Here is a 26,832-nt window from a genome sequence, read left to right as displayed (position 1 = left end):
AGCGCCTGCCTGCTTCAGCTCGCAGCCGAGGCATCGAAGGCCGCAGGCAGCCACTGCAGGTGGTCGCCGTCGATGGCGATCACATCAAAGCGACACGGTGGCCACGTTGCCCACCGTTGCAGATAGTGTTGTGCGCCCCACACGCAAGCGCGTTGCTTCGCATGCGACACCGAGGCGGCTGCCCCGCCATGCGCTGCCGTGCGCCGCTGCCGCACCTCCACGAACACCACCGTGCCATCGGGCTCGCGCATGATCAGGTCGATTTCCGCGCCACGCCGTCCTGGCCCGCGGGCCACCCGATAATTGCGTTCCAGCACGGCCCAGCCCCTGTCAAGCAGGTAGGCCAAAGCGCGTTCTTCACCTTTGTCTCCCAGGGATTTTGTTGTGACCTTTGATGCCAAGATGCTGCTCCACGCGGCCCAGCAGGTGGCCGGCGGCCAACAGTATCCCAAAGCCACGCTCTACCTGGTGCCCACCCCCATCGGCAACCTGGCCGACCTGAGCCTGCGTGCGGTGCACGTGCTCTCACTGATGGACCTCGTGGCGTGCGAAGACACCCGCGTCAGTGGCGGTTTGTTGCGCCTGCTGGGCCTGGACAAGCGCCTGCTGCCGCTGCACGAGCACAACGAAGCCGAAGCCGCCCAGGTGGTCTTGCGTGCGCTGCAAGAAGGTCAGCGCGTGGCCTACGTCAGCGACGCGGGCACGCCGGCGGTGTCAGATCCCGGCGCGCGCCTGGTTCACCTCGTGCAGCAGGCGGGCGGGCGCGTCACGCCCTTGCCAGGCCCCAGCAGCGTCACCACGGCCTTGTCGGCCGCGGGCGACGTGGTGGCCCAGGGCTTTCATTTCATGGGGTTTGTGCCCGCCAAGGGCGCTGCGCGCGAGGCGGCGCTGGCGCGCCTGCCGCTCGACGGGGCCAGCGCCGTGCTGTTCGAGGCCCCCCACCGTGTGGCGGCGCTGGCCCGTGATCTGGCGCAGCGGACCCCCGGCGCACGATTGACCCTGGCCCGCGAACTCACCAAGCAGTTCGAAGAGGTGGTCAGCCTGCTGGCCCAGGATTGGCCCGCCTGGCTGGCCGCCGATGCCCACCGCGAAAAAGGCGAGTACGTCGTCGTGGTGCATGCCCGGGCTCCTGAGGCCTTGGCCGATGAGGCCCTGAGCCCGGCGGCCATGGCCGTGCTGGAGGCGCTGGCGGCCCATGTGCCGGTCAAGCTGGCGGCCAGCCTCATGGCTGATCTCACGGGTCTGCCTCGCAAAGTGTTGTACGAGCACGCGCTCCTGACCCGCCGACCGCCCGCGGATTGACCGGCGCGCGCAGCTCAGGGATCAAGCCGCGCCACGCTCGGGTTGGTCCTCATGTGGAAAAGTTAACGAAACACGTTAAATACGGCTCGCGTGTTCATCACGCTGAAACCATCAACAGTGTGTGTTAGCTGTAGGAGACTCCATGTCCATCTTGTCAACCCGTTCGGTGTGCGCCTCGATCGCCACCGCCGCCGCCCTGGTGTGTGCCGCGCCCGCCCACGCCCAGCTCTTCAACATCTTCAAACCTGCGGCCACCAAGCACCCCATCGTGCTGGTTCACGGCTTCATCGGCTTTGACAACATCCTGGGTGCGGTCAACTACTTCTACCAAGTGCCTGGCGCGCTGCGCGACAAGGGCGCCACGGTCTACATCGCCTCGGTCAACCCCTCGCAGACCACCGAATTCCGCGGTGAAGAGCTGATCCAGCAAATGAAGCAATGGGCAGCGGCCGACAAGGTCAGCAAGTTCAACCTCATTGGCCACAGCCATGGCGGCCCCACCGTGCGTTATGCGGCCGGCACCGTGCCCAACATGGTCGCCAGCGTGAGCACCATGGCAGGCACCCACTTCGGCAGCAAGGTGGCCGACGACATCCTGGCCAACACCACCCCCGGTGGCGGCTTTGACCAACTGGCCACGGCCGGTCTCAAGCTGATCTCGTGGCTGACGGGCAACAAGACCACCTCGGACACCGACCTGCTCACCGCCTTGAAAGCCCTGAGCGCTGAAGGCTCGGCCGCGTTCAACGCCAAGTTCCCCACCGCAGCCCCCACCACCGCCTGCGGTCAGGGCCCCGAGAAAGCCAGCATCAAGGGCAACGCCATGCGCTGGTATTCGTTCTCCGGCACGGCCGTCAAGACCAACGGCTGGGACATTTCCGACGCCATCCTGGCAGGCACCGCCACCTACTTTGGCGACGAGCCCAACGACGGCCTCGTGGGCCGCTGCTCCAGCCACTGGGGCAAGGTCATCCGTGACGACTACCCCTGGAACCACCTGGACCAGATCAACCAGGTGCTGGGCTCCATCGGCAAGAACGCCCCGGATCCCGTGGCCTTCTACGTGCAGCACGCCAACCGCCTGAAGTGGGCTGGCCTGTGATGCCTGCCAGGGGCTGACCCTGGTGTACGAGGGCCCGCTTCGGCGGGCCCTTTCGCTTTTGGCCAGAACGGCGTGGGGGTGTGAGGGGGTTAACCCGTTCAGGGGCGCTTGAACGCAGGGTGGGACTGACCCTGGAACCTGGGGGCAACCCTCGGTCGTGATTTAACACCCTGCGTTCAAATGAGGGCGTGTCTAGCAACACCCAACCCTGACCGAGGAGACCCTGATGAAAGTTCGTGCTGTATCCACCGCCCTGGCCGCCGCTGCCGCACTCACCTGCGCCGTGCCTGCCCACGCTGGTTTGTTTGACTGGCTGACCAAGCCCGCCGCCACCAAAAACCCCATCGTGCTGGTGCACGGTTTCATCGGGTTTGACAACATCCTGGGCGCCGTCAACTACTACTACCAAGTGCCCGGCGAGCTGCGCAAGAAGGGCGCCACCGTTTACATTGCGTCGCTCAACCCGTCGCAAACCACCGAATTCCGCGGCGAAGAACTGATCCAGCAGATGCAGCAATGGGCTGCTGCTGACAAGGTCAGCAAGTTCAACCTGATCGGCCACAGCCATGGCGGCCCCACCGTGCGCTACGTCGCCGGCACCGTGCCCAACATGGTCGCCAGCGTGAGCACCATGGCCGGTACCCACTTTGGCAGCAAGGTGGCAGACGTCGTGATTGAGGGCTACACCGATGGCGGCAGCTTCGACCAGTTGGCCACCGCTGGCCTGAAGCTGATCTCCTGGCTGACCGGCAACAAGACCACCTCCAGCACCGACCTGACGGCGGCCCTGGGCGCCCTGAGCAGCGAGGGCTCGGCCGTGTTCAACGCCAAGTTCCCCACCGCCGCCCCCACCACGCCCTGTGGCCAAGGCCCCGAAGTGGCCAGCATCCGAGGCAACCAGATGCGCTGGTATTCGTTCTCTGGCACGGCCGTCAAGACCAACGGTTGGGACATCTCTGACCTGATCCTGGGCGCCACCGCCAAGTACTTCGGCGATGAAGCCAACGATGGCCTGGTGGGCCGTTGCTCCAGCCACTGGGGCAAGGTCATCCGTGACGACTACCCCTGGAACCACCTGGACCAGATCAACCAGGTGCTGGGCACCATCGGCAAGGACGCTCCGGACCCCGTGGCCTTCTACGTTCAGCACGCTTCGCGCCTGAAGGGTGCTGGCCTGTGATGTCATGAACCCGGTCCGATAGAGGAAACTTGTCGGGCCCTGCAGTACCCAACGGCCTGTCTTGACAGGCCGTTGGTCATCGAATGAACAACAAAGGAACACGCATGCTCAAGCGTGGATGGATGCTCACACTCCTGGTGGCGGCCGTGCTGGCCGCGGCCGGTGGCTGGTTGTGGTGGTCGGGCCACGACCGTGACGGTGCCGATGCCGGACAGGCGGCGGCCGACGGCTGGTCCATGATCAAGTCCGGCGTGGGGGCGGCTGTTGGCGCCGACACCTCCGACGCCCAGACAGGCGGGTCGGCCATGACGGTCGCCCAAGTTCGCCACAAACTGTTCAAAGAAGGCTCATTCCAGGGCACCGAGCCCCACGGAGACTGGTGTGCCCGGGGGGAGGCCCTGCAGCCGTGCAGCGGCTTGCGCAGTCGCTTCGAGTACTACCTGCTGGCCATCGGCGAGGTGCCGATGGACGCCATCCGTGCCCTGGTGGCCGATGAGGCGCAGCGCGACCTCGGCGAGGCCCTGGCCACCCAGGTGATTTCGATGTACGACAAATACCTGGAGGTGCGCCGGTACCAGCCACGCAACACCTTCCAGCAAGACCAGCTCCACACCTGGATGCCCGTGCTGGCCGAACTGCGCGCCCACCGGCGCCAGGTGCTGGGCGCGGAGTGGGCGCAGGCGTTTTATGGCGATGACGAAGCCAAGTTCGAGAGCCTGCACGCGCAGATTCAATCGGGCCTGCCCCCGCCGCCAGACCCTGGGGCCCCGGTGCCGCAGATGGCGCCCGGCAAAGACCCCGCCGTGGTGCATGCAGAACGCGTGGCCCGGTACGGCGAGGAGGCCGCACAACGCTTGGCCAAGGTGGATGAAGAATGGGCCGACTGGCAGCGCCGACTCGCAGACGCCCGCCGCGAATGGGACAGCCTGCAAGGCAACAACGCCTTGTCCGACCTTCAGCGCCGCGAGCAAATGAACGCCTACGTGCAACAGCACTTCAAGCCCGACGAACACCTGCGCGTACAGGCCCTGCTCAAACTGTGATCCGTGGCCAGCACAAACCCGGCAGCCTGCCTACAATGAGACCATGATCGCTGCCGACGCCACCATCGCCCGCCTCCAGACCGCTCGCCAGTTGCTGCTGACGCCCTACGGTCTGGACGAGTCCACCTTGCTGGACGCCCTCAAGCTCATCACCGCCCACCGCGTGGACGATGCCGACCTCTATTTCCAGTACACGCGCAGCGAAGGCTGGAGCCTGGAAGAGGGCATCGTCAAGTCGGGCAGTTTCGGCATCGACCAGGGTGTGGGTGTGCGCGCCATCGCGGGCGAAAAAACCGCCTTCGCCTATTCGGACGACATCTCCGAAGCCGCGCTGCTGGATGCCGCGCGCACCGTGCGCACCATCGCCGCCGCAGGCCAGAGCCGCCGCGTCAAGGTGGGCGGCCACACCGTGGCCCCCAGCCGCAGCCTCTACGGCAGCTTTGATCCCATCGCCTCCATGGACAGCGCCGCCAAGGTGGCCCTGCTGGAAGACGTCGAGCGCCGCGCCCGCGCCAAAGATCCCCGCGTCGTGCAGGTGATGGCCGGACTCGGTTGCGAGTACGACGTCGTGATGGTGGCGCGTGCCGATGGCACCCTCGCCGCCGACGTGCGCCCCCTCATCCGCTTGTCCGTCACCGTCATTGCCGAACAGAATGGCCGCCGCGAGGTGGGTTCATCCGGCGGTGGTGGCCGACATGATCTGGCCTATTTCACCCCCGCCATCACCCAGCAGTACGTCGATCAGGCCGTGCACGCGGCGCTCGTCAACCTCGAATCCCGTCCGGCGCCCGCCGGCGAAATGACCGTGGTGCTGGGCAGCGGCTGGCCTGGCATCCTGCTGCATGAGGCGGTGGGCCATGGCCTGGAGGGTGACTTCAACCGCAAGGGCTCCAGCGTGTTCTCGGGCCGCATCGGCCAGCGCGTGGCCGCCAAGGGCGTCACCGTGCTGGACGACGGCACCCTGCCGGACCGCCGTGGCTCGCTCAACATCGACGATGAAGGCCACGTCAGCCAGAGCAATGTGCTGATCGAAGACGGCATCCTGCGCGGCTACATGCAAGACGCCACCAACGCCCGCTTGATGAAGACCGCCCCCACTGGCAATGGCCGCCGCGAAAGCTACGCCCACCTGCCCATGCCCCGCATGACCAACACCTACATGCTGGCCGGCGACAAAGACCCCCAGGAAATCATCGCCTCCATCGACCGTGGCCTCTACGCGGTCAACTTCGGCGGTGGCCAGGTGGACATCACCAGCGGCAAGTTCGTGTTTTCGGCCTCCGAGGCCTACTGGGTCGAAAACGGCAAGGTGCAGTACCCCGTGAAGGGTGCCACCCTGATCGGCAACGGCCCGGACGCCATGACCCGCGTCAGCATGATCGGCAACGACCTCTCGCTCGACAGCGGCGTGGGCACCTGCGGCAAGGAAGGCCAAAGCGTGCCGGTGGGCGTGGGCCAGCCCACGCTGCGCATCGACGGGCTGACCGTGGGCGGCACCGCCTGAAATCTTTTTCTCACTTGCTTGACGCGCGGGCAAAAACTCGTGCATAATGCAAGGCTTCGCTGTTAGAGCTTCTTGTTTTCCGGCCCGCACTCACTCGCGGGCAATCCAGGCAGACAAGAGCTTTGGCAGATCCGCCCGTTTAACCGGGCCCAAGACTGATTGTTCGTGGTTGTTGTGCAAGTGGTTTGCGCGGCCGAACGGTCAAGTTGGGGTACACCATGATCCAAATGCAATCGCGACTTGACGTCGCTGACAACACTGGTGCAAAGAGCGTCATGTGCATCAAGGTGCTCGGCGGCTCCAAGCGTCGTTACGCCGGCATCGGCGACATCATCAAGGTCAGCATCAAGGAAGCTGCGCCGCGTGGCCGCGTCAAAAAGGGCGAGGTCTACAACGCTGTGGTCGTCCGTACTGCCAAGGGCGTTCGTCGTCAAGACGGCTCTCTGGTCAAGTTCGACGGCAATGCCGCTGTGCTGCTCAACACCAAGCTGGAGCCCATCGGCACCCGCATCTTCGGCCCGGTCACGCGTGAACTGCGTACCGAGCGCTTCATGAAGATCGTGTCGCTGGCCCCTGAGGTTCTGTGACCTTCGGTGCAACCTAGGCTCAGGCAAAGGACGTTCTCATGAACAAGATTCGCAAAGGTGATCAGGTCGTCGTACTGACCGGTCGCGACAAAGGCAAGCGTGGCACCGTGGCGGCTCGCATCGACGTTGACCATGTGTTGGTCGATGGCGTGAATGTGGCCAAAAAGCACGTGCGCCCCAACCCCCTGAAGGGCACCACCGGTGGCATCGTCGACAAGACCATGCCCATCCATCAGTCCAACGTGGCGATTTTCAACCCTGCTACTGGCAAGGCTGACCGCGTCGGTATCAAGCTTCTGGAAGACGGCAAGAAAGTGCGCGTCTACAAATCCAGCGGCGAAGAAATCAAAGCTTGACGAGGTCACACATGTCTCAACAACAAGCTCGCCTGCAGCAGATCTACCGTGAAAAGATCGTGCCCGAACTGATGAAGCAGTTCGGCTACAAGTCGATCATGGAAGTGCCCCGCATCACCAAGATCACCCTGAACATGGGTGTGTCCGAGGCGGTGAACGACAAGAAGGTCATGGACAACGCCGTGGGCGACCTGACCAAGATCGCCGGCCAGAAGCCCGTGGTCACCAAGTCGAAGAAGGCCATCGCTGGTTTCAAGATCCGCGAAAACGTGCCCATCGGCTGCATGGTCACCCTGCGTGGCGTCACGATGTACGAATTCCTGGACCGCTTCGTCACCATCTCGCTGCCCCGCGTGCGTGACTTCCGCGGCATCTCCGGTCGCTCGTTCGATGGTCGTGGCAACTACAACGTCGGTGTCAAAGAACAGATCATCTTCCCGGAAATCGAATACGACAAGATCGATGCCGTGCGTGGTCTGAACATCAGCATCACCACCACCGCCAAGACCGACGACGAAGCCAAGGCCCTGCTGCAGGCTTTCAAGTTCCCGTTCAAGAACTGAGGTACATCGTGGCAAAAGTCTCTCTGAAGCAGCGCGAAGAAAAGCGCGAAAAGCTGGTTGCCAAGTACGCCAAGAAGTACACCGAGTTGAAGGCCATCATCGATGACGCCTCCAAGTCGGAGCAAGAGCGTTACGCTGCCCGTCTTGAACTGCAGAAGCTGCCCCGCAACGCCAACCCGACGCGTCTGCGCAAGCGCTGCAACCTGACCGGTCGTCCTCGCGGTACTTTCCGCCAGTTCGGCCTGGGCCGCAGCAAGATCCGTGAATTGGCTTTCGCTGGCGACATCCCCGGTGTCACCAAGGCGAGCTGGTAATCCCAGCAGGGCACGAACAGGAGTTATCCCATGAGCATGAGTGATCCCATCGCCGACATGCTGACCCGCATTCGCAACGCACAAATGGTTGACAAGACCAGCGTCGTGATGCCGTCGTCCAAGCTGAAAGTCGCGATCGCCCAGGTCCTGAAGGACGAGGGTTACATTGACGCATTTGCCGTCACCGGTGAGGCTGCGAAGCCTCAGCTGGAAATTTCGCTGAAGTACTACGCCGGCCGTCCCGTGATCGAGTCCATCGAGCGCGTGAGCCGTCCTGGTCTGCGCATCTACAAGGGCCGCAACGCGATCCCTCAGGTCATGAACGGCCTGGGCGTCGCCATCGTGTCGACCCCCAAGGGTGTGATGACCGATCGCAAGGCACGTGCCGCCGGCATCGGTGGCGAAGTGCTGTGCTACGTCGCCTGATAGAGGAGCAATCGCAATGTCCCGCGTTGGAAAAATGCCGATCGCCGTCCCTCAAGGTGTGGACGTCCAGATCTCTGCCGAAGCCATCACCGTCAAGGGCGGCAACGGCACCCTGAGTCTGCCGCTCAGCGGCCTGGTCACCGTCTCGCAAGACGGTGGCACGCTGAAGGTGGCTCCGGTCAATGAAACTGCTGAAGCCAATGCCATGTCCGGCACCTTCCGCGCCCTGCTGGCCAACACCGTCAACGGTGTGTCCAAGGGCTTCGAGAAGAAGCTGACCCTGGTGGGCGTGGGTTTCCGTGCCCAGGCCCAAGGCCAGAAGCTGAACCTGCAAATCGGTTTCTCGCACCCCGTCGTCAAAGACATGCCCGCCGGCATCAAGGTCGAGACTCCGTCGCAAACTGAAATCCTCATCAAGGGCGCTGATCGCCAGGTGGTGGGTCAGATTGCTGCAGAGGTGCGTGCGTTCCGTCCGCCCGAGCCCTACAAGGGCAAGGGCATCCGCTATGCGGACGAGCGCGTGGTCCTGAAAGAGACCAAGAAGAAGTAAGGAGCTGATTCATCATGGCAATGAGCAAGAAGGAACAGCGCCTGCGTCGTGCGCGCCAGACCCGGGCACGCATCGCCCTGCAAGGCGCCGTGCGTCTGACGGTCACCCGCAGCAACCTGCACATCCAGGCCAGCGTGATCTCTGGCGACGGCACCCGTGTCATCGCCACGGCGTCGACCCTGGAAAAGGAAGTGCGCGAGCAGGTCAAGAACGGTGGCAACGCTGCCGCTGCAGCCCTGATCGGCAAGCGCATCGCCGAGAAGGCCAAGGCCGCTGGCGTCGAGAAGGTCGCATTCGACCGTGCTGGCTACCAATATCACGGTCGGATCAAGGCTCTGGCCGAGGCTGCTCGCGAAGCGGGCCTCCAGTTCTAAGCCGTTGGCAACCGGAAGGAATCTCAAATGGCTAAGTTTCAACCGAAGGTCGCTGACGAAGGTCGTGACGACGGTCTGCGCGAAAAAATGATCCAGGTGAACCGCGTGACCAAAGTGGTCAAGGGCGGTCGCATCATGGGTTTTGCTGCACTCACCGTGGTGGGTGACGGCGATGGTCGCATCGGCATGGGCAAGGGCAAGGCGCGTGAAGTGCCTCTGGCCGTGCAAAAGGCCATGGACCAGGCTCGTCGCAACATGCTGCGCGTTCCCCTGAAGGAAGGCACCGTGTTCCACAACGTGACTGGCGAACACGGCGCTGCCAAGGTGCTGATCGCTCGCGCTCCTGCCGGTACCGGCATCATCGCAGGCGGCCCCATGCGCGCTGTCTTCGAAGTGATGGGCATCACTGACGTGGTGGCCAAGAGCCTGGGCTCGTCGAACCCTTACAACATGGTTCGCGCCACCCTGGACGCCCTGAAGAAGGCCTCGACGCCCTCTGAAGTGGCTGCCAAGCGTGGTCTGACCGTTGAACAACTGTTCAACTGATCAACGGAGCGCTGACATGAGCGAGAAGAAAACCATCACGGTCAAGCTGGTTCGCAGCGTGATCGGCACCCGTGCCGACCACCGTGCCACCGTCAAGGGCCTGGGCCTGGGTCGCCTGAACAGCACCTCTGTTCTGGAAGACACGCCTGCCGTGCGCGGCATGATCAACAAGGTTCGCTACATGGTGGTGGTGCTGTAAGGCACCGTCATCACGGAGAAATCCATGCAACTCAACACCATCAAGCCCTCTGCGGGCGCCAAGCACGCCAAGCGCCGCGTCGGCCGTGGCATCGGCTCGGGCCTGGGCAAGACCTCCGGCCGCGGCCACAAGGGTCAGAAGTCGCGTGCTGGCGGCTACCACAAGGTCGGTTTTGAAGGCGGTCAAATGCCGCTGCAACGCCGTCTGCCCAAGCGTGGCTTCAAGTCGCACAACCTGAAGTACAACGCCGAAATCACCCTGGGTGAACTGCAAGCGCTGGGCGCGTCGGAAGTCGACGTCCTGGCACTCAAGCAGGCCGGCCTGGTGCCCCAGATCGCCAAGAACGTCAAGGTCATCAAGTCTGGTGAACTGACGAGCAAGGTGGTCCTCAAGGGCATCGGCGCCACCGAGGGTGCCAAGGCAGTCATCGAAGCCGCTGGCGGCTCGCTGGCTGAATAAGCAGTCTGACAAACAGGATCAGGAAGCGTGGCTACATCCCCCACACAGCTCGCACGCAGTGGCAAGTTCGGCGATCTTCAACGCCGGCTCGTCTTCCTGCTGCTGGCGCTGGTTGTCTACCGGATCGGGGCACACATCCCCGTGCCGGGCATCGACCCTGCCCAGCTGCAGCAGCTCTTCAAGAGCCAGTCGGGCGGCATCCTGAACCTGTTCAACATGTTCTCGGGTGGTGCGCTGTCGCGGTTCACCGTCTTTGCCCTGGGCATCATGCCGTACATCTCGGCGTCCATCATCATTCAGATGCTGGGCTACGTGGTGCCCACGCTTGAGCAGCTCAAGAAAGAGGGCGAGGGCGGCCGTCGCAAGATCACGCAGTACACCCGCTATGCCACGCTGGGCCTTGCCTTGTTCCAGTCTTTTGGCATCGCCGTGGCGCTGGAAGGCACGCCTGGTCTGGTCATTGACCCCGGGTTTGCGTTCCGCATGACAGCGGTGATCAGCCTAACGGCCGGCACCATGTTCCTGATGTGGCTGGGTGAGCAGATCACCGAGCGCGGTCTGGGCAACGGCATCTCGATCCTGATTTTCGCTGGCATCGTGGCAGGCTTGCCCAACGCGCTGGGTGGCTTGTTCGAGCTGATCCGCACGGGCTCCATGAGCATCATCGCGGCCCTGATCATCATGGCCCTGGTGGTGGCAGTGACCTACTTCGTGGTCTTTGTCGAACGGGGTCAGCGCAAGATCCTCGTCAATTACGCCAAGCGCCAGGTGGGCAACAAGGTGTATGGTGGCCAGTCCTCGCACTTGCCCCTGAAGGTCAACATGGCGGGTGTGATCCCCCCGATCTTCGCCTCGTCGATCATCTTGCTGCCGGCGACCGCCGTGGGTTGGTTTGCCACGGGTGAAAGCATGCGCTGGCTGAAAGACATCGCCGCCTTGCTGTCGCCTGGTCAGCCGATCTATGTGATCCTGTACGCTGTGGCCATCATCTTCTTCTGCTTTTTCTACACCGCGCTGGTGTTCAACAGCAAAGAGACGGCAGACAACCTGAAGAAGAGCGGAGCCTTCATTCCCGGCATCCGCCCTGGTGACCAGACCGGTCGCTACATCGACAAGATCCTGGCACGCCTGACCATGGCCGGCTCGATCTACATCGCTGCAGTGTGTCTGTTGCCCGAGTTCCTGGTCTTGAAGTACAACGTTCCGTTCTACTTCGGTGGCACATCCCTGTTGATCATCGTGGTGGTCACGATGGACTTCTGGGCCCAGGTGCAGTCGTACATGATGTCTCAGCAGTACGAGTCGCTGCTGAAGAAGGCTAACTTCAAGGCGGGCTGAGGCCCTCCGTGACTCAAAAGATTGGATTCGTGCTCGCATCGTATTCCGGGCGAAGTGAGCTGGTTTTGGTGACCCCGGAAGCGTGGGCGAATTTCCGCTGAGCGATCAGCGGTTCAGGAGAAGACCATGAAAGTCTCGGCATCCGTCAAGAAGATGTGCCGTAATTGCAAAATCATCCGCCGCCATGGCGTGGTTCGTGTGATCTGCACCGACCCCCGTCACAAGCAGCGTCAGGGCTGATCGCCTGACCAGGCGACACACGCGTTCAGAGGACAGTTATGGCACGTATTGCTGGCATCAACATTCCGCCGCACAAGCACACTGAAATTGGCTTGACGTCGATCTATGGCATCGGTCGCACGACCGCCCAGAAGATCTGCGTGGCAGCAGGCATCCCCTTCAACAAGAAGGTGAAAGAGCTGACCGACGGCGACCTGGAAAAACTTCGTGACGAAGTGGGTAAGCTCACCATTGAAGGTGACTTGCGCCGCGAACTCACGATGAACATCAAGCGCCTGATGGACATGGGCTGCTACCGCGGTTTCCGTCACCGCCGTGGCCTGCCTTGCCGCGGTCAGCGCACCCGCACGAACGCCCGCACCCGCAAGGGCCCGCGCAAGGCGATTGCTGGCAAGAAGTGATCTTCGCTTCTTTGACCAAGTTCGAGAGAAAGTACCATGGCTAAATCACCTTCGAGCAGCGCTGCCCGCCGTGTGAGCAAGAAGGTCCGCAAGAACATTGCGGACGGCATCGCTCACGTGCACGCATCGTTCAACAACACCATCATCACCATCACCGACCGTCAAGGCAACGCCCTGTCGTGGGCTTCGTCGGGTGGTCAGGGCTTCAAGGGTTCGCGCAAGTCGACGCCTTTCGCTGCCCAGGTGGCTGCTGAAGTGGCCGGTCGCGCCGCCCAAGAGCAAGGCATCAAGAACCTGGATGTCGAGATCAAGGGCCCCGGCCCTGGTCGTGAATCGTCGGTGCGCGCCCTGGCTTCGCTGGGCATCCGCATCAACTCGATTTCCGATGTGACGCCGGTGCCGCACAACGGCTGCCGCCCTCAGAAGCGTCGCCGCATCTGAGTGCAGACGCCGCTGGGCGTCTCGCAGATTGAATGCCTCGCTGGCCGTGTGCCTGCGGGGCCTTCTTGTTGTCGACTTGTTTGCGACAACAGAACTTGTCAATTCTCGATGTAGAATGGCAAGCTTTTTCCAGTCCGGCTGACCCTGCAGAACATCGTTTTTCGGGGCAGGCCGGGTTGTTTTGAAGACCACCGTTTGCAGGCCACAGGCTCGCAGACTCGCGTCAATGCATCGCCTTTCGAGCGACATCGACGTCAGACATCACAAGGACACGAAAAGTGGCACGTTACCTCGGACCCAAGGCCAAACTGGCCCGCCGCGAAGGCACCGACCTGTTCCTCAAGAGCGCCCGTCGCCCCATCAGCGACAAGGCCAAGTTCGACTCCAAGCCCGGCCAGCACGGCCGCACTTCGGGCTCGCGCACCTCTGACTTCGGTCTGCAACTGCGTGAAAAGCAGAAGGTCAAGCGCATGTATGGCGTGCTGGAAAAGCAATTCCGCCGCTACTTCGCCGAAGCCGAGCGCCGCAAGGGCAGCACCGGCGTGAACCTGCTGCAACTGCTGGAATCGCGTCTGGACAACGTCGTGTACCGCATGGGCTTTGCCTCCACCCGCGCCGAAGCTCGCCAGTTGGTGGGCCACAAGGGTGTGGTCGTGAATGGCCAAGTGGTGAACATCCCCTCGTACCTGGTGAAGTCGGGTGACGTGGTGGCCGTGCGCGAAAAGGCCAAGAAGCAGGTTCGCGTTCAGGAAGCTTACAAGCTGGCCGAGTCCATCGGTCTGCCGGGTTGGGTGAACGTTGACGGTGCCAAGCTGGAAGGCACCTTCAAGAAGTCGCCTGACCGCGACGAGTTCGGCGCCGACATCAACGAATCGCTGATCGTCGAACTGTACTCGCGTTGATGTTGACACGCGCTGCGCGTGCTGGCCTTTGGTGCTGGCGCGCGCTTGCGCGTTTCTGTCCTCAGTTTTTCAGGGCCGGGGCATCCGCTCCGGTTGGTCCAGCAGCCTTATCGGTGTAACGAGCCGAGGGTATTGACAGGAAGACCTCATGCAAACCAATTTGCTGAAACCCAAAGCCATTCACGTGGAGCCTCTGGGCGGCCACCGCGCCAAGGTCACGCTCGAGCCGTTCGAGCGTGGTTACGGCCACACCCTGGGCAACGCGCTGCGTCGCGTGCTGCTGTCGTCGATGGTGGGTTTCGCGCCGACGGAAGTCACGATCGCTGGCGTGCTGCACGAGTACTCGACCATCGACGGCGTTCAAGAGGATGTCGTCCACATCATGCTCAATTTGAAGGGCGTGGTGTTCCGTTTGCACAACCGTGACGAGGTCACGCTGGTGCTGCGCAAGGACGGCGAGGGCCCCGTGACGGCGGCCGACATCCAGACGCCTCATGACGTCGAGATCGTCAACCGTGATCACGTGATTGCTCACCTGTCGCAAGGCGGCAAGCTCGACATGCAGATCAAGGTCGAGAAGGGCCGTGGTTATGTGCCGGGCAACGTGCGTCGTTATGGCGAAGAGAGCAGCAAGTCCATTGGCCGCATCGTGCTGGACGCTTCGTTCTCGCCGGTCAAGCGCGTGAGCTACACGGTCGAAAGCGCCCGTGTGGAGCAACGCACCGACCTGGACAAGCTGGTCATGGAGATCGAGACCAACGGTGCGATGTCGCCTGAAGAGGCCATCCGCATGTCGGCCAAGATCCTGGTGGATCAGCTGGCGGTGTTCGTCGGCATCGAGCCCACCGCCGAAGCCGGCATGGGCGGCGCGTACGAGTCGCAGCCTTCTCCGGCCTTCGATCCGATCCTCCTGCGTCCCGTCGACGAGCTCGAGCTCACCGTGCGGTCGGCCAACTGCCTCAAGGCCGAAAACATCTACTACATCGGCGACCTCATCCAGCGCACCGAGACCGAGCTGCTCAAGACCCCCAACCTGGGTCGCAAGTCGCTCAACGAGATCAAGGAAGTGCTGGCCTCGCGTGGTCTGGCCCTGGGTTCGCGCCTGGAAGCCTGGCCTCCTCAAGGTCTCGACAAGCGTTGATTTTTGAAAGTGGATGCCCCCTCCGGGGCGTCCGGTGCACCCGGCGGTACCTTGAAACGGCCGTCGGTTTTTAAAAGTGAAAGGAAAGCACCATGCGTCACGGACACGGACTCCGTAAACTCAACCGCACCACCTCGCACCGCCTGGCGATGCTGCGCAACATGGCCAACTCGCTGTTGGAGCATGAGGCCATCAAGACCACGGTGCCCAAGGCCAAGGAATTGCGCCGTGTGGTCGAGCCCCTGATCACGCTGGCCAAGGAAGACTCCGTGGCCAACCGCCGTCTGGCCTTTGCCCGTCTGCGCAACCGCGACAACGTGACCAAGCTGTTCACCGTGCTGGGCCCCCGTTTTGCCCAGCGTCCGGGCGGCTACACCCGCATCTTGAAGATGGGCTTCCGCGTGGGCGACAACGCCCCGATGGCCTTCATGGAGCTGGTGGAGCGCACCGAAGAAGCTGCTGGCGACGTCGCCGGCGAGTGAGCCTCTGGGCACAAGCCCTCCGCTCACGGCCCCTGCACATGGCAGGGGCTGAGCACACCCAACCCGCAGCGCGTGCTGCGGGTTTTTTGTTTGCGTGTTCACGGCGTGAGCTTGCTCAGATTTCTTCAGGGGTGGATGCGAAAAGTTGCAATCCGCCCCGTTTTTGTGCCATAATCTCATTCTTCAGTCGCGGGGTGGAGCAGTCTGGTAGCTCGTTGGGCTCATAACCCAAAGGTCGTTGGTTCAAATCCAGCCCCCGCAACCAAGTCAAGCGACTGACAAGCAAGCATCCGCACTCAATGCAGCATACAAAGTTGCATACAACAGTGTGTTCTTGTCGGTTCAAAAGTTTGATGCACACACCAGGTCACGCGAAGTGACCTCACCCATCTGGCGCGGGGTGGAGCAGTCTGGTAGCTCGTTGGGCTCATAACCCAAAGGTCGTTGGTTCAAATCCAGCCCCCGCAACCAATCCTAGAGACTCGTCGCCACGTGGCGAATTGAGCTTGTCTCAAACCGAGCAGGCCGACCCCAACTGGGTCAGCAGGCCGCGTTTCAAAAGCCCCCATGTCCACACGTTCGCGTTTGGGTGTTGGGGCTTTTTTTCATGCCTCGGCCCCCATGGGGGGTGGGGTGGCGCGCCCTAGAATGCACACATGAAAGCATCCTGTGTGGGCCCCGCTGGGGCTCGTGTTTTGGTGGCGATGGGCTGCGTGGTGTTGGGGTGTGCTGGGCCCGTGGCGCCACTTCGGGCACAGGTGCCTCCCCCGACCGTCCCGGTGAACAGCCCGGTGAGCACCCCGGAGCCGACCGGCTCGGCGGTGTCCAGTGAGGCGCAGCGACTGTACGAGCGCGCGCGCGCTCACCTGGTTCAGATCCGCACCTTGCTCAATGGGCAGGGCAGTCAGTCGTCGGTGGGGTCGGGTTTTGTGGTGGCGGGTGGCCAGCGCATCGTCACCAATTACCACGTGGTGAGTCAGGTGGCCCTGGAGCCCCAGCGCTATCGCTTGACTTACAGCCATGTCGATGGTCGACAGGGGCAGTTGCAGTTGCTGGCCGTGGATGTGGTGCACGATCTGGCCGTGCTGGCGCCTGTGGCGGGCGAGCAGGGCGCGGGCAGCGAGTCACCGCAGGAGGCCCGTGTGGGTCTGTCGTTTCGACCGGCCGGGCAGGTGTTGCAGCAGGGGGAGCATCTGTTTTCTCTGGGCAATCCGCTGGACGTCGGGTTTGCCGTGGTGGAAGGCACGTACAACGGGCTGGTGGAGCGCAGCCACATTCCCAGCATTTTCTTCAGCGGTTCCTTGAACCCGGGGATGAGTGGTGGTCCGGCGCTGGACGCCCAGGGGCGGGTGATCGGCGTGAACGTGGCCACGCGCCTGGATGGGCAGCAGGTGAGCTTTCTGGTGCCGGGCGAGCATGCGGTGGCCTTGTTGAATCGCGCCCGCAAGGCCGCACCTGTGACGGCGCCGATGTACGCCGAAATCACGCGGCAGTTGATGTCTTACCAGGCCGATCTGGCGCATCGGTTTCTGGCGCTGACCTGGCGCGACGGTGGGCATGAGCGATACAAGGTGCCCGTGCCACAAGAGCTGTTCATGCGCTGCTGGGGCAGCAGCAGTGCGGCCGATGCCAAGGGCTTGCAGTACGAGCGCTCGGAATGCGGCATGAACCAGGGGGTGTTTGTGGGCGGTTTTTTGCAAACGGGCACGGTGTCAACGCGCCATGAAATCTACGATGGGCGTGCGCTGGGCGCCTGGCGTTTTGCGCACCAGATGGGCGCCAGCTATGCCAATGAAGGTCTGGGTGGCGGGCGGCACCGCACCCCTGCGCGGTGTGCCCAGCGCTACGTGGACGCACAAGGCCTGCCCATGCGTGCGGTGGTGTGCATGAGCGCCTACAAAAAATTGCCTGGCCTGTACGACCTCACGGTGCTGTCCATGTCGGTGGACAGCGATCAGCAGGGTGTGCTGGGTCGATTCGATGTGCGCGGTGTGGCGCATGACAACGCCATGCGTCTGGCGGATTCGTACCTCAAGGGGTTTGGATGGACCACGTCCCCGTCGCGTTGATCGAGTGGCTGGACGCCCATGGGCAGGTCTTGCGCAGCACCCCGGTGTACCGTTGGCCTTGTCGCATCGGGCGTGCCGTGGAGGTGGATGTGCACCTGGATGACGCCAGCACGGCGGCGGTGCATGCCGAGCTGAGCCATGACGGCGAGGGCTTGCGGCTCACGGTGGGCGACACCCTCAACGGAGTCTTGATGGGACGCCGTCTGTTGCGCGCGGGTGAGTCGGCGCGCGTGGCCGGCCAGGAGGTCTGGCGCCTGGGGCACACACGGATGAGGCTGCGTTTGCCATCCGACCCCTTGGCGCCTGAGTTGCCCTTGGGGCGCGGTGCGCTGGCCTCGGGCGAACACGCCTTGCGCTCGCCGGTGGGCTGGACCGCCTGGTTGCCCTGGGCGGTGTTGGCCCTGCTCTGGAGTCTGTGGGACATGTGGGTGGCCTCCGAGCCCGACACCCCTTTGCGCACTTACCTGTCGGGCACGCTGGCCACCGCCGGCCTGGTGGGGGCCTGGACCTTGTTGTGGTCTTTGGGCAGTCAGCTGTTTCAAGGGCGCTTGCAGTTTCACGCCCATTTGCAGCAAGCGCTGTGGCATGGTCTGGCGTGGACGGCCGTGACCACGGCATTGCCCATGTTGTCGTTCATGACTGGCTGGATGTGGCCCGAGCGCGTGGCGGGCTGGGTGGGGGCGGCCGTGCTGGCCGGGCTGGTGTGGGCGCACCTGGCGGTGGTTCAGCCAGGGTTGCGCTGGACCATGGCGGCGGGGGTGTCGGCGGCTTACGCCACGGGCTTGGCCCTCATGATGTGGCTCAACGTGCAGAACACCGGGCAAGTGTGGTCTCAGCCCTATGCCGCCACCATGATGCCGCCAGCCTGGCGACTGGCCCCCTTGTCGGACCCCGCCCGATTGCTGGATGATGCCCAGGCGTTCAAGGCGGCGCTGGATGAGCGCGCGCGCCAGGATGAGGCCGAGGCGGGTGACGAGGCCTTGTGGATGCAAGACGATGAACCGGAGCCGGACCATGAACCCTGAAACTCTGCTGATTGACGTGCGCGGTGACGGTGACCGTCGCGTCGGGCTGATCACCTTGAACCGCCCCAAGGCCCTCAACGCCTTGAACGATCAACTCATGAACGAACTGGGTGATGCCTTGTTGTCGATGGAGGCCGATGACGGCATCGGCTGCATCGTCATCACCGGCAGTGCCAAGGCCTTTGCGGCCGGGGCCGACATCGCGGCCATGGCCAAGCTGGACTTTGTCGACGCCTACAAAGGTGACTTCGTGTCCCGCAACTGGGAAACCATTCGGCGTGTTCGCAAGCCGGTGATCGCGGCGGTGGCGGGCTTTGCGCTGGGCGGCGGCTGCGAGCTGGCGATGATGTGCGACATGGTGATCGCGGCAGACACGGCCCGTTTTGGCCAACCCGAGATCAAGCTGGGCGTGATCCCGGGCGCGGGAGGAACTCAGCGCCTGCCGCGTGCCATTGGCAAGGCCAAGGCCATGGACCTGGTGCTCACCGGCCGCATGATCGATGCGGCCGAGGCCGAGCGCAGCGGCCTGGTCTCGCGCGTGGTGCCTGCCGAGCGGCTGCTGGAGGAGGCACTGGAGGCGGCCATGGTGATCTGCGCCCTCGGTGGGCCCAGCGTGATGATGGCCAAGGCGGCGGTGAACCGTGCATTTGAGACGGGGCTGTCGGATGGGGTGACGTACGAACGCCACCTGTTTCATTCCTTGTTTGGCACGGCCGACCAGCGCGAGGGCATGCAGGCCTTCCTGGACAAGCGTCCACCGGCATTCACCCATCGGTGAGCACCATGGTGCGCAGCGCAGACCCGGTGGTGCTGGTGTCGGCGGCCCGCACCCCCATGGGGAGCTTTCAGGGCGCCTTGTCGGCGCTTGACGCGCCCAGCCTGGGGGCCGTGGCCTTGCGTGCCGCATGGGCCCGCTCAGGCTGGCAGCCCGATGAGGGCGCCGTCGGGCAGGGTGAGGTGCTGATGGGCTGCGTGTTGCCCGCCGGCCAAGGGCAGGCGCCGACGCGTCAGGCCGCCTTGCAGGCGGGCTTGCCTGTGGGCACGCCGTGCACCGGGGTGAGCAAGGTGTGTGGTTCAGGCATGAAGGCGGTGATGCTGGCGCACGACGAACTCATGGCCGGTTCGATCGAGTGGGCGCTGGCCGGTGGCATGGAGTCGATGAGCAACGCGCCTTATCTCTTGCCCAAGGCCCGTGGTGGTCAGCGTTTGGGTCATGGGCAGATGCTGGACCACATGTTCCTGGACGGTCTGGAAGACGCGTATGACGCTGGCACCCGCGGCCGGCTGATGGGCACGTTCGCTGAGGATTGTGCGCGCCGTTACGCGTTCAGCCGGGCGCAGCAGGATGACTACGCGCTGGCCTCGACCCGTCGCGCCCAGCAGGCCATGCATGAAGGTCGTTTTGACTGGGAGTTGGCGCCAGTGAGCGTGCCAGGTCGTGGCGGCGCGGCCACCGAGCTCAGGCAAGACGAGCCACCGTGGAGGGTGCAACCGGAGCGCGTGTCGACGCTCAAGCCGGCGTTTGCGCCCGATGGCACAGTGACCGCCGCCAACGCCTCATCGATCTCGGATGGTGCGGCGGCCCTGCTGCTGATGCGCCGATCGCAGGCCGAAGCGCGTGGGCTCAGCCCCCTGGCGGTGGTTCATGGGCATGCCACCCATGCGCAGGACCCGGCCTGGTTCACCACCGCGCCGGTGGGGGCCATGCAGCGGTTGCTGGCCCGTGTGGGCTGGACGGTGGGCGACGTGGACCTGTGGGAGATCAACGAGGCCTTCGCCGTGGTGGTGCTGGCGGCGATGCAGGACCTGAAGCTGCCACACGATCGCGTGAATGTGCATGGTGGCGCCTGTGCCCTGGGCCACCCGATCGGCGCCTCGGGGGCGCGCATCCTGGTGACCTTGCTGGGGGCCTTGCGCCATCACGGTGTGCGCCGAGGTGTGGCCAGCCTGTGCATCGGCGGTGGTGAGGCCACGGCCATGGCCATCGAGCTCTGCTGAGCCTCAGACGCGACAAAGGCGGGTCACCTCGTCGCCCTGGGTGCAGATCCGGGGCCACCATGGGAGTGGCCTGCCGACAATGCCGGGATGACGTACCGTGCCCTGGTCTGGTTCAAGCGAGATCTGCGCTGGCGTGACCACGCCCCTCTGGCCCAGGCCGCCCAGGCCGACGAATGCCTGGCGCTGTTCGTGCTGGAGCCGGCCTGGTTGTTCAGCCCAGAGTTCGATCTCCGCCACCTGCGGCACCTGCAGTGCTGCCTGGAAGAGCTGCGCGCCGATCTGGCCGAGCGAGGCTTGCGTCTGCTGGTGCGCGTGGGCGAAGCCCCCGAGGTGCTGGCCGCGCTGCACCGCGATTGGGCGTTCACCCACCTGCTGAGCCACGAAGAAACCGGCCCCTTCTGGAGTTACGAGCGCGACCGGGCGGTGGCGCGCTGGTGTCGTGGCCAGTCGGTGGTGTGGACGGAGCATGCCCAGACCGGCGTGGTGCGGGCCTTGCGGCAGCGCAGCGGGTGGGCGGCGCGCTGGGAGGCGCGCATGGCGGCGCCCGAGTCGACCGTGTCAGCGGGCTGGCGTTCTCCCACGGGTTTGACGGGTGATGCAGCCGAGCCCCTGCCCGATCTGGCGACACTGGCCCGTGCCCACGTGCCCGGCTGGGCCGAGCGGCACTCCGCCATGGCCAGGGCCCGCGGGGTGGCGATGCCAGCGATGCCGGCCGGTGAGCGCGCCGCCTGGGCCGATCTGGGCAGCTTCTTGCTGCAACGGGGGCGTGGTTACCGGCAGCACCTGTCCAGCCCCTTGACGGCCGAAGCCGGGTGCAGCCGCTTGAGTGCGCACCTGAGTTTTGGCTCGATCTCGATGCGGTGCGTGCACCAGGCCACCGAGGCGCGCATCGCGGCTTTGCGCGACCGTGACGAGCCCGGTGACCGTGGTCTGGCCTACCACCTGCAAGGCTTTGCCTCGCGACTGCGCTGGCATTGCCACTTCATGCAAAAGCTGGAATCCGAGCCGGAGATCGAGTGGCGGAACTTTGCGCGGGCGTATGACGGCCTGCGTGAGCCCGACTTTGATCGCGGCCGTTTCGAGGCCTGGTGCCGGGGCGAGACGGGATTTCCGATGGTGGATGCCTGCATGCGCAGCCTGAACGCCACGGGCTGGTTGAACTTCCGCATGAGGGCCATGCTGGTGTCGGTGGCGGCCTACCACCTGTGGCTGCACTGGCGCGAGCCCGGTCTGCACCTGGCGCGCCAGTTCATCGATTTCGAGCCCGGCATCCACTGGAGCCAGATGCAGATGCAATCGGGCACCACGGGCATCAACACCATGCGCGTGTACTCGCCCACCAAGCAGGCGCAAGAGCACGACCCCGAGGGGGTGTTCATCCGGCGCTGGGTGCCTGAGCTGGCGGGCGTGCCCACCGAGCACCTGGCCGAGCCGTGGCGCCTGCCGCTGGCCGAGCAGCGTGCGGCGGGCTGTGTGATCGGCAGCCATTACCCCGCGCCCATCGTGGACCCGGTGAACGCGGTGCGCGAGGCCAAGGCCCGACTGGCGGACGTGCGGCGCCAGCCCGAGGCGCAGCATGAGGCCGATGGCGTGCAGGCGCGGCATGGCTCGCGCAAGAGCGGCTTGCCATCGACCACAAGGTCAGCGCGCTCACGCAACGCCAGCGCGTCGAGAACCCGCATGAACAAGGACGCCGAAGCGTCCTTGAGCTCACCCAGCCCTCAGCTCGGTTTGTTTGATGAACTGAGCTGAGGGGCGTTGATGGCCTCGGTGCGTGAGCCCCGCTCAGGCGGGCAGCGCCGGGTAGTCGATGTAGCCGTGCGGGCCCACACCGCCATACAGCGGCGCATCCTTGAACAGCTCGTTCAGGGGGGCGTTCTCTTTGAAGCGACGGGGCAGGTCGGGATTGGTGATCATCAGGCGGCCAAAGGACACCAGATCGGCACGGCCCTCGGCCACCGCGGCTTCGGCCATGGCCTTGTCGTAGCCGTTGTTCACCATCCAGACGCCGCTGTAGAGCTGGCGCAGCGCAGCGTAGTCGAAGGGCGCGTTGTCACGCGGGCCGCCGGTGAAGCCCTCCACCACGTGGATGTAGACCGGGTGCAGCTTCTCCAGCTCGCGCACCACGTGTTCGAACAGGGGCTGCGGCTGCGATTCGCTGGAGTCGTTGACGGGCGACACGGGCGAGATGCGAATGCCCGTGCGTTCGGCGCCGATCTCGCCCACCACGGCGCTCATCACCTCGACCAGGAAGCGGGCGCGGTTCTCGATCGAGCCGCCATACGCATCGGTGCGCTTGTTCGAGCCGTCGCGCAGGAAGGCATCGATCAGGTAGCCGTGGGCGCCGTGCACCTCCACGCCGTCAAAGCCGGCCTCGATGGCATGGCGTGCGGCGCTGCGGAAGTCATCGACGATGCCGGCGATCTCATCCAGCGCCAGGGCGCGGGGCTCCGACGTGTCCACATAACCGGCGCCCGGGATGTAGGTCTTGGCATTGGCGCGCACGGCCGATGGGGCCACGGGGGCCTTTTCGCCGGGCTGGAAGGCGGTGTGCGACATGCGGCCCGTGTGCCACAGCTGCACGAAGATCTTGCCGCCGCGGGCATGCACCTCGTCGGTCACCTTCTTCCAGCCGGCGATCTGCTCGGGCGTGTGCAGGCCGGGCGTGGCGATGTAGCCCTGGGCCTGGGCCGACACCTGGGTGGCTTCGGCAATGATCAGGCCCACGCTGGCGCGCTGGGCGTAGTACTCGATGGTCATGGGGCCAGGCACGTTGCCGGGCTCGGCGCGGTTGCGCGTCAAGGGGGCCATCACCATGCGGTTGGCCAGGGTGATGGGGCCCAGTGGGAAGGGCGAGTACAGACCAGTGTCAGCGGGGGTGGTGCTCATGTGGGGCTCCTGTGGTGAAAGGCAAAAGGGACGAGGTCACGCCGGGCGGCGCAACAGGTGGTTCAACATCAAGGCGATGGTGTCGTGCAGGGGCTGCACGCGCTGCTCCACTTTCATGCGCAGCAAGGCGCCCTCCCAGGCATCCCAGAACAAGGTGGCCAATCGGGTGGCGTCCACATCGGTGCGCAATGCGCCGGTGGCCTGGCCTTGGGCGATCAGCTCGGCCAGGCGGCCACGCCAGTCGCGCAGACAGCCTTGCAGCACCTCGCGGCACAGCGGGCTGGATTCGGCCACCTCGGCGGCAAAGTTGCCCACCAGGCAGCCCTGGCAACCCTGGCGTTCGTGGTGTTGTGCAAAGCAGGTGAAGAGGTGGCGCAGCGCAGAGACCGGCTCGGCGGGCGCGTCGCTCAGGCACTGCTCCCAGGCCTGGGACACCCAGTCGGCGTAGTGGGCAATGATGGCCGCCGCAAAGGCCTCTTTGCTGTCGAAGTGGTTGTAGAACGAGCCCTTGGGCACGCCGGCCTGGTCGGCGATCTGCTGGATGCCGGTGGCGTTGTAGCCGTCGCGGTTGAACAGCAGATAGCCCGCTTCCGTGAGGCGGCGGGGGATGTCGGTTTTGTCGGCGGTGCGGGGCATGGGCAAATAATATGACCAGTCGTCTTAAAAAGCAAATCCTTGCGCCGGGATCGAATTCAGGCGTGGGGCTATGCTTGTCACACCGGGGCCATGCCCCCTTGTCACACTGGAGACGACCGCACGATGACCTCAGCTTCGCCCATGACGCAGTTCACCAACCAGACCTTCGATCAGATTTCATTGGGCGAGACCGTCACGGTGGCCCACACCGTGACACGCGACGAGGTCGAGTTGCTGGCCCTGGTGTCGGGCGATGCCAACCCCTTTGCCGATTGCGAGGCGCTCGCCGACGGCACAGAGCCCTTGCCACGCTGTGATGGCGTGAGCGCCGAGGCCCTCGTGCATGGGGTGCTCAAGCGGCGTCTGCCGGGGCCGGGCACGGTCATCGTGGCGCATGCCTTGACCTATGCAGGCCAGGCCCACGTGGGCGATGAACTCATGGCCACCGTCACCGTGACCGACAAGCAGGCCCCGGATCGTGTGGTGCTGGCCTGTCAGGTGCGCCGGGGTGAGGATGTGCTGGTCGATGGCCATGTCACCGTGCAGGCCCCGTCGGCCCAGCGCACCGTGGATGAGCGCGAATCGACCAACGTCGTCTTGCGTCGCCATGATGTGTTTGGCCGATTGTTTCGGCAGTGCGAACACCTGCTGCCGGTGACGTGCGCGGTGGTGCACCCCTGCGACCGCGATTCGCTGGCGGGCCCGCTGGAAGCCGCCCGCCACGGCCTGATCACGCCGGTGCTGGTGGGGCCGCAGGCCAAGATCCGCGCGGTGGCCGAGGCCCATGGCCTGGACATCAGCCCCTGGCGCCTGGTGGATGTGGAGCACAGCCATGCGGCAGCGGCTCAGGCTGTGGCCCTGGCCCGCGCGGGCGAGGTGCAGTCCCTGATGAAGGGCAGCCTGCACACCGATGAGTTGCTGGCCGCCATCGTGCCTTCGGCCACGGGCTTGCGCACCGGGCGCCGCATGAGCCATGTGTTCGTGATGGACGTGCCCGCCTACCCCCGCATGCTGCTGGTGACGGACGCGGCCGTGAACATCGCGCCCAATGTGCGCGACAAGGCCGACATCGTGCAAAACGCCATCGAGCTGGCCCACATCCTGGGCGTGGCGCAGCCCAAGGTGGCCATCCTGGCGGCGGTCGAGACGGTCAACCCCGACATGCCCGCCACGGTGGATGCGGCCATGCTGTGCAAGATGGCCGACCGCGGCCAGATCACCGGCGGGTTGGTGGACGGCCCCCTGGCCTTCGACAACGCCATCAGCATCGAAGCCGCCCGCACCAAGAAGATCGAATCGCCCGTGGCCGGCCTGGCCGACATCCTGGTGGTGCCCGATCTGGAGGCGGGCAACATGGTGGCCAAGCAGCTGCAGTACCTGGCCGGGGCCGACAGCGCCGGCATTGTGCTGGGCACGCGGGTGCCGGTGGTGCTGACCAGCCGGGCCGATTCGGTGCGCATGCGATTGGCCTCCACAGCGGTGCTCAAACTGGTGGCCCATGCACGGGCGCAGGGGTGAGCCATGAGTGAGCTGCCGCCACTGCCCGGGCCGCTGCTGGTCGTCAACGCCGGGTCGTCGAGCCTGAAGTTCTCGGTGTTCACCGAATGGGCAGAGCACCCGTTCATTCACGGTGTGCTGGAAGAGCTGCACACCCACCCGCGTTTGCTGGTGCGTCAGCGCCACGGAGACGTGCTGCTGGACGAACGCTGGCCCGCGGCCCAGGCCATCAGCCATGACGACGGCCTGGGCCGCGTGCTGTCGTGTTTGCCCCGATGGCTGGACGGTCGAGCCGTGTACGCCGTGGGCCACCGCATCGTGCATGGCGGGCCGGCCCACCTGGCGCCGGCGGTGTTGACCGATGCGCTGCTGGATGAGCTGGACGCCCTCGTGCCCTTGGCACCGCTGCACCAGCCTCACAACCTCTCGCCCGTGCGCGCCCTCAGGCGCCTGCAGCCGGGCTTGCCCCAGGTGGCCTGCTTTGACACGGCTTTTCATGGCAGCAACCTGCCTGAGGCACAACGCTTTGCCTTGCCGCGCGAACTGCACGATGCCGGGGTGCGCCGCTACGGCTTTCATGGCCTGTCCTACGAGTACATCGCCTCACGACTGCCGGCGGTGGACGAGCGCGCCGCCCAGGGCCGCACCCTGGTGCTGCACCTGGGCAACGGCGCCAGCATCTGCGCGCTGCAGGGCGGGCGCAGCCTGGCGTCGAGCATGGGTTTCACCGCGCTGGACGGGCTGATGATGGGCACGCGCTGCGGCAACATCGACCCCGGGGTGCTGTTGTGGTTGATGGACGAGCGAGGCATGGACGCCCGCCAGATCGAGCGCATGCTGTACCAGCAGTCGGGCTTGCTGGGCGTGTCGGGCCTGTCGTCCGACATGCGTGCGCTGCTGGCCGCCGAAGCCGATGCCGCCGAGCCTGCCCGTCAGCAGGCCGCGCGTGAGGCTTTGGGCCTGTATGTGCACCGCATCACCCGCGAGCTGGGGTCGCTGGCGGCGGTGCTGCAAGGTGTGGACGCCATCGTGTTCACCGCCGGCGTGGGCGAAAACGCCGCCCCCATCCGCGAACGGGTGATGCAGGCCGCCGCCTGGCTGGGCGTACGCCCCGACCTGGCGGCCAATGCGAAGGCCGTGGGCCTGCCCGATGGGCGGGTGGAACGCGTCAGCCAGGCCGACAGCCGGGTCGCGGTCTGGGTCGTGCCGACCAACGAAGAGCTGATGATTGCCCGCCACACCGCCCGCCTGGTGGGGGGCTGAACCCT

At 64.8% G+C, this 26,832-nt stretch carries 32 protein-coding genes and 2 tRNA genes; 31 read left to right on the top strand and 3 right to left on the bottom strand.

Annotation, left to right across the window (positions count from 1 at the left end):
- Positions 1–14 precede the first annotated feature (14 nt).
- Entirely contained in the window at positions 15–458 is a 444-nt protein-coding gene (locus WNB94_RS06510) for a YraN family protein (protein WP_445819025.1), read from the bottom strand.
- On the opposite strand from WNB94_RS06510, the gene rsmI reads away from it, so the two are divergent.
- The 29 genes from rsmI (at position 403) to WNB94_RS06365 (ending at position 22,294) form a co-directional block, all read left to right on the top strand.
- Positions 403–1,302 (top strand): 16S rRNA (cytidine(1402)-2'-O)-methyltransferase, encoded by a 900-nt coding sequence (rsmI, locus tag WNB94_RS06505; protein ID WP_341389184.1) that lies wholly within the window; start codon positions 403–405, stop codon positions 1,300–1,302. The two genes, WNB94_RS06510 and rsmI, sit on opposite strands and share 56 nt — an antisense overlap.
- Before the next feature lie 142 nt (positions 1,303–1,444).
- On the top strand, positions 1,445–2,404 hold the full coding sequence (locus WNB94_RS06500; protein WP_341389183.1) for an esterase/lipase family protein: 960 nt from the start codon (positions 1,445–1,447) through the stop codon (positions 2,402–2,404).
- A gap of 226 nt (positions 2,405–2,630) precedes the next feature.
- On the top strand, positions 2,631–3,584 hold the full coding sequence (locus WNB94_RS06495) for an esterase/lipase family protein (protein ID WP_341389182.1): 954 nt from the start codon (positions 2,631–2,633) through the stop codon (positions 3,582–3,584).
- A gap of 104 nt (positions 3,585–3,688) precedes the next feature.
- Positions 3,689–4,627, top strand: coding sequence for a lipase secretion chaperone (locus tag WNB94_RS06490; RefSeq protein ID WP_341389181.1), 939 nt, complete (start codon positions 3,689–3,691; stop codon positions 4,625–4,627).
- Between the two features lie 43 nt (positions 4,628–4,670).
- On the top strand, positions 4,671–6,131 hold the full coding sequence (gene tldD, locus WNB94_RS06485; protein ID WP_341389179.1) for a metalloprotease TldD: 1,461 nt from the start codon (positions 4,671–4,673) through the stop codon (positions 6,129–6,131).
- Positions 6,132–6,349: 218 nt separating this feature from the next.
- Positions 6,350–6,718, top strand: coding sequence for a 50S ribosomal protein L14 (gene rplN, locus WNB94_RS06480; RefSeq protein WP_341389177.1), 369 nt, complete (start codon positions 6,350–6,352; stop codon positions 6,716–6,718).
- Positions 6,719–6,756: 38 nt separating this feature from the next.
- Entirely contained in the window at positions 6,757–7,074 is a 318-nt protein-coding gene (rplX, locus tag WNB94_RS06475; protein ID WP_341389176.1) for a 50S ribosomal protein L24, read from the top strand.
- Between the two features lie 11 nt (positions 7,075–7,085).
- On the top strand, positions 7,086–7,637 hold the full coding sequence (rplE, locus tag WNB94_RS06470; protein ID WP_341389175.1) for a 50S ribosomal protein L5: 552 nt from the start codon (positions 7,086–7,088) through the stop codon (positions 7,635–7,637).
- A gap of 8 nt (positions 7,638–7,645) precedes the next feature.
- Positions 7,646–7,951, top strand: coding sequence for a 30S ribosomal protein S14 (gene rpsN, locus WNB94_RS06465; protein WP_341389174.1), 306 nt, complete (start codon positions 7,646–7,648; stop codon positions 7,949–7,951).
- Positions 7,952–7,981: 30 nt separating this feature from the next.
- On the top strand, positions 7,982–8,377 hold the full coding sequence (gene rpsH / locus WNB94_RS06460; RefSeq protein WP_341389172.1) for a 30S ribosomal protein S8: 396 nt from the start codon (positions 7,982–7,984) through the stop codon (positions 8,375–8,377).
- Between the two features lie 16 nt (positions 8,378–8,393).
- Positions 8,394–8,927, top strand: coding sequence for a 50S ribosomal protein L6 (rplF, locus tag WNB94_RS06455; RefSeq protein WP_341389171.1), 534 nt, complete (start codon positions 8,394–8,396; stop codon positions 8,925–8,927).
- Positions 8,928–8,941: 14 nt separating this feature from the next.
- The gene (gene rplR, locus WNB94_RS06450) at positions 8,942–9,301 is read left to right on the top strand and encodes a 50S ribosomal protein L18 (RefSeq protein WP_341389169.1); all 360 of its coding nucleotides are present in this window, start codon (positions 8,942–8,944) and stop codon (positions 9,299–9,301) included.
- A 27-nt stretch (positions 9,302–9,328) separates the two neighbouring features.
- Positions 9,329–9,847: a 30S ribosomal protein S5 gene (rpsE, locus tag WNB94_RS06445; RefSeq protein ID WP_341389168.1), complete on the top strand. Its 519-nt coding sequence runs from the start codon at positions 9,329–9,331 to the stop codon at positions 9,845–9,847.
- Positions 9,848–9,863: 16 nt separating this feature from the next.
- A complete protein-coding gene (gene rpmD / locus WNB94_RS06440) occupies positions 9,864–10,046 on the top strand; it encodes a 50S ribosomal protein L30 (protein ID WP_341389166.1) in 183 nt (60 codons plus the stop codon).
- A gap of 24 nt (positions 10,047–10,070) precedes the next feature.
- Complete coding sequence (gene rplO, locus WNB94_RS06435) at positions 10,071–10,505, top strand: 50S ribosomal protein L15 (protein ID WP_341389165.1); 435 nt, start codon at positions 10,071–10,073, stop codon at positions 10,503–10,505.
- A 27-nt stretch (positions 10,506–10,532) separates the two neighbouring features.
- Positions 10,533–11,843 (top strand): preprotein translocase subunit SecY, encoded by a 1,311-nt coding sequence (gene secY / locus WNB94_RS06430; protein WP_341389163.1) that lies wholly within the window; start codon positions 10,533–10,535, stop codon positions 11,841–11,843.
- Between the two features lie 126 nt (positions 11,844–11,969).
- The gene (gene rpmJ / locus WNB94_RS06425; RefSeq protein WP_182665043.1) at positions 11,970–12,083 is read left to right on the top strand and encodes a 50S ribosomal protein L36; all 114 of its coding nucleotides are present in this window, start codon (positions 11,970–11,972) and stop codon (positions 12,081–12,083) included.
- A gap of 38 nt (positions 12,084–12,121) precedes the next feature.
- Complete coding sequence (gene rpsM, locus WNB94_RS06420; protein ID WP_341389158.1) at positions 12,122–12,484, top strand: 30S ribosomal protein S13; 363 nt, start codon at positions 12,122–12,124, stop codon at positions 12,482–12,484.
- Between the two features lie 36 nt (positions 12,485–12,520).
- Positions 12,521–12,925 carry a 30S ribosomal protein S11 gene (rpsK, locus tag WNB94_RS06415; RefSeq protein WP_341389157.1) on the top strand — a complete coding sequence of 135 codons (405 nt, stop codon included), beginning with the start codon at positions 12,521–12,523 and terminating at the stop codon, positions 12,923–12,925.
- 278 nt (positions 12,926–13,203) lie between these two features.
- The gene (rpsD, locus tag WNB94_RS06410) at positions 13,204–13,827 is read left to right on the top strand and encodes a 30S ribosomal protein S4 (RefSeq protein WP_341389156.1); all 624 of its coding nucleotides are present in this window, start codon (positions 13,204–13,206) and stop codon (positions 13,825–13,827) included.
- A gap of 148 nt (positions 13,828–13,975) precedes the next feature.
- The gene (locus WNB94_RS06405) at positions 13,976–14,968 is read left to right on the top strand and encodes a DNA-directed RNA polymerase subunit alpha (RefSeq protein ID WP_341389155.1); all 993 of its coding nucleotides are present in this window, start codon (positions 13,976–13,978) and stop codon (positions 14,966–14,968) included.
- 92 nt (positions 14,969–15,060) lie between these two features.
- On the top strand, positions 15,061–15,450 hold the full coding sequence (rplQ, locus tag WNB94_RS06400; RefSeq protein ID WP_341389154.1) for a 50S ribosomal protein L17: 390 nt from the start codon (positions 15,061–15,063) through the stop codon (positions 15,448–15,450).
- 188 nt (positions 15,451–15,638) lie between these two features.
- A tRNA-Met gene (locus WNB94_RS06395) sits at positions 15,639–15,715 on the top strand.
- 129 nt (positions 15,716–15,844) lie between these two features.
- Positions 15,845–15,921: transfer RNA gene (locus WNB94_RS06390), tRNA-Met, on the top strand.
- 185 nt (positions 15,922–16,106) lie between these two features.
- Entirely contained in the window at positions 16,107–17,519 is a 1,413-nt protein-coding gene (locus WNB94_RS06385) for a S1 family peptidase (protein ID WP_341389153.1), read from the top strand.
- Entirely contained in the window at positions 17,495–18,544 is a 1,050-nt protein-coding gene (locus WNB94_RS06380; RefSeq protein ID WP_341389152.1) for an FHA domain-containing protein, read from the top strand. The genes WNB94_RS06385 and WNB94_RS06380 overlap by 25 nt, the downstream gene beginning before the upstream one ends.
- Positions 18,534–19,322: an enoyl-CoA hydratase gene (locus tag WNB94_RS06375; RefSeq protein ID WP_341389151.1), complete on the top strand. Its 789-nt coding sequence runs from the start codon at positions 18,534–18,536 to the stop codon at positions 19,320–19,322. Before WNB94_RS06380 ends, WNB94_RS06375 begins: the two co-directional genes overlap by 11 nt.
- A 5-nt stretch (positions 19,323–19,327) precedes the next feature.
- Positions 19,328–20,542 carry an acetyl-CoA C-acyltransferase gene (locus tag WNB94_RS06370; protein ID WP_341389963.1) on the top strand — a complete coding sequence of 405 codons (1,215 nt, stop codon included), beginning with the start codon at positions 19,328–19,330 and terminating at the stop codon, positions 20,540–20,542.
- 87 nt (positions 20,543–20,629) lie between these two features.
- A complete protein-coding gene (locus WNB94_RS06365) occupies positions 20,630–22,294 on the top strand; it encodes a cryptochrome/deoxyribodipyrimidine photo-lyase family protein (protein WP_341389150.1) in 1,665 nt (554 codons plus the stop codon).
- Positions 22,295–22,327: 33 nt separating this feature from the next.
- Here WNB94_RS06365 and WNB94_RS06360 read toward each other — a convergent pair whose 3' ends face one another.
- Both WNB94_RS06360 and WNB94_RS06355 read right to left on the bottom strand, forming a co-directional pair.
- Positions 22,328–23,431 (bottom strand): alkene reductase, encoded by a 1,104-nt coding sequence (locus tag WNB94_RS06360; protein ID WP_341389149.1) that lies wholly within the window; start codon positions 23,429–23,431, stop codon positions 22,328–22,330.
- A 36-nt stretch (positions 23,432–23,467) separates the two neighbouring features.
- Complete coding sequence (locus WNB94_RS06355) at positions 23,468–24,067, bottom strand: TetR/AcrR family transcriptional regulator (RefSeq protein ID WP_341389147.1); 600 nt, start codon at positions 24,065–24,067, stop codon at positions 23,468–23,470.
- 123 nt (positions 24,068–24,190) lie between these two features.
- Between WNB94_RS06355 and WNB94_RS06350 the strand changes: the two genes are divergently transcribed.
- Both WNB94_RS06350 and WNB94_RS06345 read left to right on the top strand, forming a co-directional pair.
- Positions 24,191–25,585: a bifunctional enoyl-CoA hydratase/phosphate acetyltransferase gene (locus WNB94_RS06350; RefSeq protein WP_341389146.1), complete on the top strand. Its 1,395-nt coding sequence runs from the start codon at positions 24,191–24,193 to the stop codon at positions 25,583–25,585.
- Positions 25,586–25,588: 3 nt separating this feature from the next.
- A complete protein-coding gene (locus WNB94_RS06345; RefSeq protein WP_341389144.1) occupies positions 25,589–26,827 on the top strand; it encodes an acetate/propionate family kinase in 1,239 nt (412 codons plus the stop codon).
- Positions 26,828–26,832 lie beyond the last annotated feature (5 nt).

The organism is Aquabacterium sp. A3 (assembly GCF_038069945.1).
Classification (GTDB): Bacteria; Pseudomonadota; Gammaproteobacteria; order Burkholderiales; family Burkholderiaceae_C; genus Aquabacterium.
Note: the sequence above shows the minus strand (reverse complement) of the source record. Positions and strands in the feature narration are given on the sequence as shown.

Excerpts from the sequence above, each read along its gene's own strand:
- rsmI (WP_341389184.1), top strand. The coding sequence starts at position 403 with ATGCTGCTCCACGCGGCCCAGCAGGTGGCCGGCGGCCAACAGTATCCC.
- WNB94_RS06385 (WP_341389153.1), top strand. The coding sequence starts at position 16,107 with ATGAAAGCATCCTGTGTGGGCCCCGCTGGGGCTCGTGTTTTGGTGGCG.
- rplF (WP_341389171.1), top strand. The coding sequence starts at position 8,394 with ATGTCCCGCGTTGGAAAAATGCCGATCGCCGTCCCTCAAGGTGTGGAC.
- rplR (WP_341389169.1), top strand. The coding sequence starts at position 8,942 with ATGGCAATGAGCAAGAAGGAACAGCGCCTGCGTCGTGCGCGCCAGACC.
- WNB94_RS06365 (WP_341389150.1), top strand. The coding sequence starts at position 20,630 with ATGACGTACCGTGCCCTGGTCTGGTTCAAGCGAGATCTGCGCTGGCGT.
- rpsE (WP_341389168.1), top strand. The coding sequence starts at position 9,329 with ATGGCTAAGTTTCAACCGAAGGTCGCTGACGAAGGTCGTGACGACGGT.
- rplX (WP_341389176.1), top strand. The coding sequence starts at position 6,757 with ATGAACAAGATTCGCAAAGGTGATCAGGTCGTCGTACTGACCGGTCGC.
- WNB94_RS06495 (WP_341389182.1), top strand. The coding sequence starts at position 2,631 with ATGAAAGTTCGTGCTGTATCCACCGCCCTGGCCGCCGCTGCCGCACTC.
- WNB94_RS06500 (WP_341389183.1), top strand. The coding sequence starts at position 1,445 with ATGTCCATCTTGTCAACCCGTTCGGTGTGCGCCTCGATCGCCACCGCC.
- rpsK (WP_341389157.1), top strand. The coding sequence starts at position 12,521 with ATGGCTAAATCACCTTCGAGCAGCGCTGCCCGCCGTGTGAGCAAGAAG.
- WNB94_RS06490 (WP_341389181.1), top strand. The coding sequence starts at position 3,689 with ATGCTCAAGCGTGGATGGATGCTCACACTCCTGGTGGCGGCCGTGCTG.
- WNB94_RS06380 (WP_341389152.1), top strand. The coding sequence starts at position 17,495 with ATGGACCACGTCCCCGTCGCGTTGATCGAGTGGCTGGACGCCCATGGG.
- rpmJ (WP_182665043.1), top strand. The coding sequence starts at position 11,970 with ATGAAAGTCTCGGCATCCGTCAAGAAGATGTGCCGTAATTGCAAAATC.
- rplQ (WP_341389154.1), top strand. The coding sequence starts at position 15,061 with ATGCGTCACGGACACGGACTCCGTAAACTCAACCGCACCACCTCGCAC.
- WNB94_RS06355 (WP_341389147.1), bottom strand. The coding sequence starts at position 24,067 with ATGCCCCGCACCGCCGACAAAACCGACATCCCCCGCCGCCTCACGGAA.
- rpsH (WP_341389172.1), top strand. The coding sequence starts at position 7,982 with ATGAGCATGAGTGATCCCATCGCCGACATGCTGACCCGCATTCGCAAC.
- WNB94_RS06360 (WP_341389149.1), bottom strand. The coding sequence starts at position 23,431 with ATGAGCACCACCCCCGCTGACACTGGTCTGTACTCGCCCTTCCCACTG.
- rplE (WP_341389175.1), top strand. The coding sequence starts at position 7,086 with ATGTCTCAACAACAAGCTCGCCTGCAGCAGATCTACCGTGAAAAGATC.
- rplO (WP_341389165.1), top strand. The coding sequence starts at position 10,071 with ATGCAACTCAACACCATCAAGCCCTCTGCGGGCGCCAAGCACGCCAAG.
- rplN (WP_341389177.1), top strand. The coding sequence starts at position 6,350 with ATGATCCAAATGCAATCGCGACTTGACGTCGCTGACAACACTGGTGCA.
- WNB94_RS06405 (WP_341389155.1), top strand. The coding sequence starts at position 13,976 with ATGCAAACCAATTTGCTGAAACCCAAAGCCATTCACGTGGAGCCTCTG.
- WNB94_RS06345 (WP_341389144.1), top strand. The coding sequence starts at position 25,589 with ATGAGTGAGCTGCCGCCACTGCCCGGGCCGCTGCTGGTCGTCAACGCC.
- WNB94_RS06350 (WP_341389146.1), top strand. The coding sequence starts at position 24,191 with ATGACCTCAGCTTCGCCCATGACGCAGTTCACCAACCAGACCTTCGAT.
- WNB94_RS06375 (WP_341389151.1), top strand. The coding sequence starts at position 18,534 with ATGAACCCTGAAACTCTGCTGATTGACGTGCGCGGTGACGGTGACCGT.
- rpmD (WP_341389166.1), top strand. The coding sequence starts at position 9,864 with ATGAGCGAGAAGAAAACCATCACGGTCAAGCTGGTTCGCAGCGTGATC.
- WNB94_RS06370 (WP_341389963.1), top strand. The coding sequence starts at position 19,328 with ATGGTGCGCAGCGCAGACCCGGTGGTGCTGGTGTCGGCGGCCCGCACC.
- tldD (WP_341389179.1), top strand. The coding sequence starts at position 4,671 with ATGATCGCTGCCGACGCCACCATCGCCCGCCTCCAGACCGCTCGCCAG.
- rpsM (WP_341389158.1), top strand. The coding sequence starts at position 12,122 with ATGGCACGTATTGCTGGCATCAACATTCCGCCGCACAAGCACACTGAA.